General features: G+C 70.3%; 7 protein-coding genes. 4 read left to right on the forward strand and 3 right to left on the reverse strand.

What is annotated here, in order from left to right; translation table 11 throughout:
* Window positions 1-75: 75 nt before the first annotated feature.
* Window positions 76-1,311, forward strand: a complete 1,236-nt coding sequence (locus JS521_RS32030) for a tyrosine-type recombinase/integrase (protein ID WP_205086417.1) — start codon at window positions 76-78, stop codon at window positions 1,309-1,311.
* Between the two features lie 78 nt (window positions 1,312-1,389).
* Here JS521_RS32030 and JS521_RS32035 read toward each other — a convergent pair whose 3' ends face one another.
* Window positions 1,390-2,151: a phosphoglyceromutase gene (locus JS521_RS32035; RefSeq protein ID WP_030566751.1), complete on the reverse strand. Its 762-nt coding sequence runs from the start codon at window positions 2,149-2,151 to the stop codon at window positions 1,390-1,392.
* A 209-nt stretch (window positions 2,152-2,360) separates the two neighbouring features.
* Between JS521_RS32035 and JS521_RS32040 the strand changes: the two genes are divergently transcribed.
* A complete protein-coding gene (locus JS521_RS32040) occupies window positions 2,361-3,689 on the forward strand; it encodes an MDR family MFS transporter (protein ID WP_205086418.1) in 1,329 nt (442 codons plus the stop codon).
* A gap of 82 nt (window positions 3,690-3,771) precedes the next feature.
* Here the strand turns inward: JS521_RS32040 and JS521_RS32045 are convergent, their stop codons facing one another.
* Both JS521_RS32045 and phoU read right to left on the reverse strand, forming a co-directional pair.
* Entirely contained in the window at window positions 3,772-3,921 is a 150-nt protein-coding gene (locus tag JS521_RS32045; protein ID WP_205086419.1) for a hypothetical protein, read from the reverse strand.
* Between the two features lie 164 nt (window positions 3,922-4,085).
* Window positions 4,086-4,763 (reverse strand): phosphate signaling complex protein PhoU, encoded by a 678-nt coding sequence (phoU, locus tag JS521_RS32050; protein ID WP_006125649.1) that lies wholly within the window; start codon window positions 4,761-4,763, stop codon window positions 4,086-4,088.
* A 198-nt stretch (window positions 4,764-4,961) separates the two neighbouring features.
* Between phoU and phoR the strand changes: the two genes are divergently transcribed.
* Both phoR and phoP read left to right on the forward strand, forming a co-directional pair.
* Complete coding sequence (phoR, locus tag JS521_RS32055; RefSeq protein WP_205086420.1) at window positions 4,962-6,224, forward strand: two-component system sensor histidine kinase PhoR; 1,263 nt, start codon at window positions 4,962-4,964, stop codon at window positions 6,222-6,224.
* A gap of 5 nt (window positions 6,225-6,229) precedes the next feature.
* Complete coding sequence (gene phoP / locus JS521_RS32060; protein ID WP_007446453.1) at window positions 6,230-6,901, forward strand: two-component system response regulator PhoP; 672 nt, start codon at window positions 6,230-6,232, stop codon at window positions 6,899-6,901.
* Window positions 6,902-7,071 lie beyond the last annotated feature (170 nt).

Consider the following 7,071-nt stretch of genomic DNA (forward strand, 5'->3'; position numbering starts at 1 on the left):
CCCCCGGAAAACACGGCTCCCGACACCCCCTGTCTCCCTCCCTGACCACCACCACACCGAGAGGAGTCAGCCCCCATGGCTGGCCACATCCAAGACCGCTGGTACAAGACCGAGCCCGGCCCCACCGGCAAGCCCGTACGCCTCAAGACCGACCGCCACGGCACCGGCATGCGCTACCGCGCCCGCTACATCAGCCCCGACGGAACGGAGAAGTCGAAGTCCTTCCCTGACGGACAGAAGCGCAAGGCCGAGCACTGGCTGACCGGCATCGAAACCGACATGTCGCGCGGCCAGTACATCGACCCGCGCGCGGCCCGTATGACGTTCCAGGAGTTCGGGGAGAAGTGGTTGGCCAGCCAGAGCGGGGATCCGAACACGCGGGCCTCCATCGGCTCCCAGCTCAAGCTGCACGCCTTCCCGCGCATCGGGTCACGGCCTCTGGGAGCGTTCCAGCCGAGCCATATCCGGGAGTTCGTCACCCAGCTCGAAGCGTCGAGCATGTCCGGCTCGTACGCCCGCGTCATCTTCTCCAACGTGCGGGCGATCCTGAGCGCGGCTGTCGAGGACGGGTACCTCTCGCGGAACCCCTGCCATTCGCGCACGGTGTCGCTTCCGGAGATGGGGGCCCGACGGGTCGTCCCCTGGCTGCCCGAGCGGGTTTTCGCTGTACGGGAGGCCCTGAACGAGCGCTTCCGTCCCATGGTCGACGCAGGGGCCGGGTGCGGACTGAGGCAGGGCGAGATTCTCGGCCTCTCCGTGGAGGGACTGGACTTCGACAACGAGACGCTTCACGTTGTCCAGCAGCTCAAGCTGAGCTTGAGTCAGCCCGTCTTCGCACCGCCCAAGGGGGGCAAGCTGCGGGACGTGCCCCTGCCCGCCCCCGTGGCCGACGCGCTCAAGCGGCACATGAAGCGCTTCCCGCCGGTTGAGATCACGCTGCCGTGGATGCGCGCCGGCGGACCGCCCGTGACGAAGCGTCTGATCTTCACGGGTCCTCTTGGCGGGCACGTCTGGCGCACGTCGCTGAATGAGGACCACTGGAAGCCCGCTCTTGCAGCCGTCGGCGTCATCCCCAAGGCGAAGAGTCGGGAGCACGCCGCCGCCCGTGAACATGGGATGCACGCTCTACGGCACTTCTATGCGTCGGTGTTGCTGGACGCGGGGGAGAGCATCAAGGCCGTCAGCGAGTACCTGGGGCACTCGGACCCGGGCCTCACGCTGAAGGTGTACGCCCACCTTCTACCGAGCAGCCGGGACCGGGCGCGGAAGGCGCTCGGTGCGGCGCTCCAGCCGCCCCAGCCCCCGCGCTGACGGCCCGCAGACGGCCCCGGAAATGAAACGGCCCCCCACCTGCCCTAAAGACGCAGGTGGGGGGCATGATCACTTTCTCTACTTCTTCTTGCCCTGGTTCTTCACGGCCTCGATGGCCGCCTTCGCCGCATCCGGGTCGAGGTACGTGCCGCCCGGCTTCAGCGGCTTGAAGTCGGCGTCCAGCTCGTAGGAGAGCGGGATGCCGGTCGGGATGTTGAGGCCCGAGATGTCCTCGTCCGAGATGCCGTCCAGGTGCTTCACCAGACCGCGGAGGCTGTTGCCGTGCGCGGCGACCAGGACCGTGCGGCCCGTGAGGAGGTCCGGGACGATGCTGTCGAACCAGTACGGGAGCATGCGGACGACGACGTCCTTCAGGCACTCCGTGTCCGGGCGCAGCTCCGGCGGGAGGTCCGCGTAGCGCGCGTCGTCGAACTGGCTGTACTCGTCGTCGCGGGCCAGCGGCGGCGGCGGGGTGTCGTACGAGCGGCGCCACAGCATGAACTGCTCCTCGCCGAACTCGGCAAGCGTCTGCGCCTTGTCCTTGCCCTGGAGCGCGCCGTAGTGGCGCTCGTTCAGACGCCAGGAGCGGCGGACCGGGATCCACAGGCGGTCGGCGGACTCCAGGGCCAGCTGCGCGGTGCGGATCGCGCGGCGCTGGAGCGAGGTGTGCAGGACGTCGGGGAGCAGACCGGCGTCCTTGAGCAGCTCACCGCCGCGGACTGCTTCCTTCTCGCCCTTTTCGGTGAGGTTGACGTCCACCCAACCGGTGAACAGGTTCTTCGCGTTCCATTCGCTCTCGCCGTGGCGGAGGAGGATCAGCTTGTACGGTGCGTCGGCCATGGGCCCGAGCGTAATCGAACCCGTGCGACCCCCGCGCGCCCGCCCGTAACGCGGACAGCGCCGGGCCCCAAGCACCCGGCGTGCGGACGATTGACGGGGGGCGTCAATCCAGTGGCGGGCGGGGAGCCGGGCTTCGTAATGTCTCGAACGTCGCCGGGGGTATTACCCGGGGCTCTGTTCCGTACATCCGTCCCGTGGGGGGAATCCTTATGTCCGTCGCCGGTCTGCGCACAGCCGCCCGTGAGACCGTCTCCGGGATGCCCCGCGAGTTCTGGTGGCTGTGGACCAGCACCCTGGTCAACCGCCTCGGCGCGTTCGTCGCGACCTTCATGGCCCTCTACCTGACCCTGGACCGGGGCTACTCCGCCTCGTACGCCGGGCTCGTCGCCGCCCTCCACGGGCTCGGCGGCGTCATCTCCTCGCTCGGTGCGGGCGTGATGACGGACCGGCTCGGGCGGCGGCCCACCATGCTGATCGCCCAGGTCTCCACCGCCGTGTCGGTCGCGGTGCTCGGGTTCATGGTCCACCCCTTCGCCATCGCCGGCGTCGCGTTCTTCGTCGGCATGGCGAGCAACGCGTCCCGCCCCGCCGTCCAGGCGATGATGGCGGACATCGTGCCCCCGAAGGACCGGGTCCGGGCCTTCTCGCTCAACTACTGGGCCATCAACCTCGGCTTCGCGATCTCCTCCGCCGGGGCCGGGTTCGTCGCCGAGTACAGCTACCTCGCCGGCTTCATCGGCGAGGCCCTGATGACGCTCGTCTGCGCCGTCCTCGTCTTCCTGAAGGTGCCGGAGTCGCGGCCCGAGGAAGCGGTGGTGAAGAACGTCGGCGGCAAGCGGCCGAAGGACGAGGTACGGCTGACCACCGTCCTGCGCGACGGGCGCTTCATGGGCGTGGTGGGGCTGTCGTTCCTGGTGTCGCTGATCTTCCAGCAGGGGTACGTGGGGCTGCCGGTGGCGATGGGCACGGACGGGCTGTCCAGCTCCGACTTCGGTACCGCCATCGCCGTCAACGGCGTGCTGATCGTGGTCCTCCAGATCCCCGTCACCCGCTTCATCCAGCACCGCGACCCGCGCCGGCTGCTGATCATCTCCTCGCTGCTCGCCGGGTACGGCTTCGGACTGACCGCCTTCGCCGGGTCGGTCGCCGCGTACGCCCTCACCGTGTGCGTCTGGACGCTGGCCGAGATCGTGAACGCACCCACCCAGACGGGGATCGTCGTGCAGCTCTCGCCCGCCAAGGGCCGGGGCCGCTACCAGGGCATGTACACGATGTCCTGGTCGGTGGCCGCGCTCGTTGCACCGCTGATGTCCGGTTTCGTGATCGACCACTACGGCGCCGCCTGGCTCTGGGCCGCCTGCGCCGTGATCGGCACGGTGGCCGGCCTCGGCTACTGGCTGCTGATGCGCAACCTGCCGCGCGAGGAGCAGACCGGAGCGGACGTGCTGCCCGAGCCCGCGCCCGTACCGGCGGAGGCCCGCCCGGACCAGGCCGAACCGGCGGCCGCACCCGCGGCGGCGGTCGAGCGGGCCCGCTGAAAACGGCGCGCGGTGCCCATCCGGAACGGGGGTCCGGGCGGGCACCGCGCGCTTCTCGTACGTGTACCTGTACGGGTACGGGTCAGCCGGAGTAGCCGCCGCACTGGCACGGGGCACCTGACTGGCAGCCGCACCCGCAGCCCGACCCGCATCCGCAGGCGCCGAGCAAGGTCAGGTGCACCACTTCGGTCGGGGTCTCCTGCTGGGGTTCGGTCATGGGGGAATCGGCCATGGTCCCTCCTCAGGGCGTACGGCTGGGCGGCGGTCGGCATGGTGCACCGCCGCCACCCCATTGCATGCCCATCCCGGCGGGCGCATCAACGGCGCACGCGCGCAGGAACGTATGTGCGACTCGCGTACGCCGGTGATGCGTCGGCGGCGCCCCAGGCCCGTCGCCTACGCGCCCTCGACCGGGGCCGCCGCCTGGATCTCGTCCGCGTGCTCGCCCGTCACCAGGTAGACGACGCGCTTGGCGACCGACACCGCGTGGTCGGCGAAGCGCTCGTAGTAGCGGCCCAGCAGCGTCACGTCGACGGCCGTCTCGATGCCGTGCTTCCAGCGGTCGTCCATCAGGTGCTGGAACAGCGTGCGGTGCAGCAGGTCCATCTCGTCGTCGTCCTGCTCCAGCTGGAGCGCCAGATCGACGTCCTTGGTGATGATCACCTCGGCCGCCTTGGCCATCAGGCGCTGGGCGAGCTGGCCCATCTCCAGAATCGTGGCGTGCAGGTCGTGCGGGACCGCCGACTGCGGGAAGCGCAGCCGGGCCAGCTTCGCCACGTGCTGGGCGAGGTCGCCCGAGCGCTCCAGGTCGGCGCTCATCCGCAGCGAGGTCACCACGATGCGCAGGTCGGTCGCCACCGGCTGCTGGCGGGCCAGGAGCGCGATCGCGCGGGCCTCCAGGTCGTGCTGGAGGTCGTCGACCTTCTGGTCGCCGGCGATCACGTTCTCCGCCAGCGTCAGATCGGCATCCAGCATGGACGTGGTCGCCCGGCCGATCGCCGAGCCGACCAGCCGGGCCATCTCGACCAGGCCTTCTCCGATCGAATCGAGTTCCTCGTGGTAAGCGTCGCGCATGGAAGTCCCTCTCCAGTTCCAAACTGAGGCCGGGGTCTCGGACCGACCCCCACGGTTACACGGTGGGGCCGTAACGCGTCCGGATCCGTCCCCCTAAGTGAACCGGCTCCTACCCCTCGGTGAACTCTGGGCGACGAGTGTTCGAGATGGCACTCGGACGGCTGGGAGAGTGTCGTCGCACCCGCATAACCTTGAAGCATGGACGTGAACGCGGCGGTCGCCGCAGCTGCAGCGATCGCCGGTCTCCTGACCGGTGTGATCGCCATGCTGGCGTTCCGCTGGAGCGAGCGCGACCTGAAACGGCCCACGCGCACCTCGCTGCGGCCCGACAGCAACGCCGCCCTTCCCCCCGGAGTGGACACCGTCCTCTCCGTCCTCAGCTCCTCCGCCGTCGTCCTCGACGAGAGCGACAGCGTGGTCAAGGCCAGCTCGGCGGCGTACGCCCTCGGCCTGGTGCGCGGCGGCCGGCTGGCCGTCGAGCCGATGCTCAACATGGCCCGGGACACCCGGCGGGACGGCGAGATACGACAGGTCGAGCTGGACCTGCCCCGGCGCGGCACGGGCCGGGGGGACACCCTCGCCGTCTCCGCCCGGGTCGCCCCGCTGGGATCGCGGCTGGTGCTGCTGCTCGTCGAGGACCTCACCGAGGCCCGCCGGATAGAAGCGGTACGGCGCGACTTCGTCGCCAATGTCAGCCACGAGCTCAAGACCCCGACCGGGGCGCTCTCCCTGCTCTCCGAGGCGGTCATGGACGCCTCCGACGACCCGGAGGCCGTGGAGCGGTTCGCCGGGCGCATGCAGATCGAGGCGACCCGGCTCACCAACCTCGTCCAGGAACTCATCGACCTCTCCCGGGTGCAGAACGACGACCCGCTGGAGGACGCCGAGCCGGTCAAGGTGGAGACGCTGGTCGCCGAGGCGATCGACCGCTGCCGCCAGCAGGCCGGCTCCAAGCAGATCACCATGGCCTCCGCGGGCGCCGAGGGCCTCACGGTCTGGGGCAACCGCGGCCAGCTCGTCGGCGCCCTCGGCAACCTCGTCGAGAACGCCGTCAACTACAGCCCCGCCCGCACCCGCGTCGGCATCGCCGCACGCCGCCTCGCATCGCCCGGCGGGGACCTCATCGAGATAGCCGTCACCGACCAGGGCATCGGCATCTCCGAGAAGGACCGCGAACGGGTCTTCGAGCGCTTCTACCGCGTCGACCCGGCCCGCTCACGGGCCACCGGTGGCACCGGTCTCGGCCTCGCCATCGTCAAACACGTGGCCGCCTCGCACGGCGGGGAGGTCACCGTCTGGAGCTCCGAGGGACAGGGCTCCACCTTCACCCTCCGGCTGCCCGAAACGGGCGCCACGAGGGAGCGCACCACCGGCGGACCGCTTATCGTCAACGGCGACGACGAGGGGCCGTACGAGACCGACACCTTTGACCCCTTCCCTGCCCCGGAGGCTCTTCCGTGACCCGAGTGCTTGTCGTCGAGGATGAGGAATCCTTCAGCGACGCCCTGTCCTACATGCTGCGCAAGGAAGGCTTCGAGGTCGCCATCGCGGCGACCGGCCCCGACGGTCTGGACGAGTTCGAGCGCAACGGCGCCGACCTGGTCCTCCTCGACCTGATGCTGCCCGGCCTGCCCGGCACCGAGGTGTGCCGCCAGCTCCGCAGCCGCTCCAACGTCCCGGTGATCATGGTCACCGCCAAGGACAGCGAGATCGACAAGGTCGTCGGGCTGGAGATAGGAGCCGACGACTACGTCACCAAGCCCTTCTCCTCCCGCGAGCTCGTCGCCCGCATCCGGGCCGTCCTGCGCCGCCGCGGCGAGCCGGAGGAGGTCACCCCGGCCGCCCTGGAGGCGGGCCCGGTCCGGATGGACGTCGACCGGCACGTCGTCACCGTCTCCGGCGGCAAGGTCGACCTCCCGCTCAAGGAGTTCGACCTCCTGGAGATGCTCCTGCGCAACGCGGGCCGTGTGCTCACCCGTATGCAGCTCATCGACCGGGTCTGGGGCGCGGACTACGTCGGCGACACCAAGACCCTCGACGTCCACGTCAAGCGCCTGCGCGCCAAGATCGAGCCCGACCCGGGCGCCCCGCGCTACCTCGTCACCGTGCGGGGCCTGGGGTACAAGTTCGAGCCGTAAACCGCTGGCGGTGCGGTCCGCGCAGGCCGCGCGGTCCCGTGTACGCGCGGGGGGGGGGGGGGGGGGCCGGGCCGGCCCGGGGGGGGGGGGGGCGGCCTGTTCAGGGGGCGGAAACGCCCCGGACCAGCAGTAGCGCCAGATCCACCGCCGCCACGACCACCGCTCCGGCC

It is taken from the genome of Streptomyces durocortorensis, assembly GCF_016901035.1.
Taxonomy (GTDB): Bacteria; Actinomycetota; Actinomycetes; order Streptomycetales; family Streptomycetaceae; genus Streptomyces; species Streptomyces durocortorensis.

What these genes read in the sequence shown, in the direction of transcription:
- JS521_RS32030 (WP_205086417.1), top strand. Translation starts at nt 76, where the DNA reads ATGGCTGGCCACATCCAAGACCGCTGGTACAAGACCGAGCCCGGCCCC.
- JS521_RS32035 (WP_030566751.1), bottom strand. Translation starts at nt 2,151, where the DNA reads ATGGCCGACGCACCGTACAAGCTGATCCTCCTCCGCCACGGCGAGAGC.
- JS521_RS32040 (WP_205086418.1), top strand. Translation starts at nt 2,361, where the DNA reads ATGTCCGTCGCCGGTCTGCGCACAGCCGCCCGTGAGACCGTCTCCGGG.
- JS521_RS32045 (WP_205086419.1), bottom strand. Translation starts at nt 3,921, where the DNA reads ATGGCCGATTCCCCCATGACCGAACCCCAGCAGGAGACCCCGACCGAA.
- phoU (WP_006125649.1), bottom strand. Translation starts at nt 4,763, where the DNA reads ATGCGCGACGCTTACCACGAGGAACTCGATTCGATCGGAGAAGGCCTG.
- phoR (WP_205086420.1), top strand. Translation starts at nt 4,962, where the DNA reads ATGGACGTGAACGCGGCGGTCGCCGCAGCTGCAGCGATCGCCGGTCTC.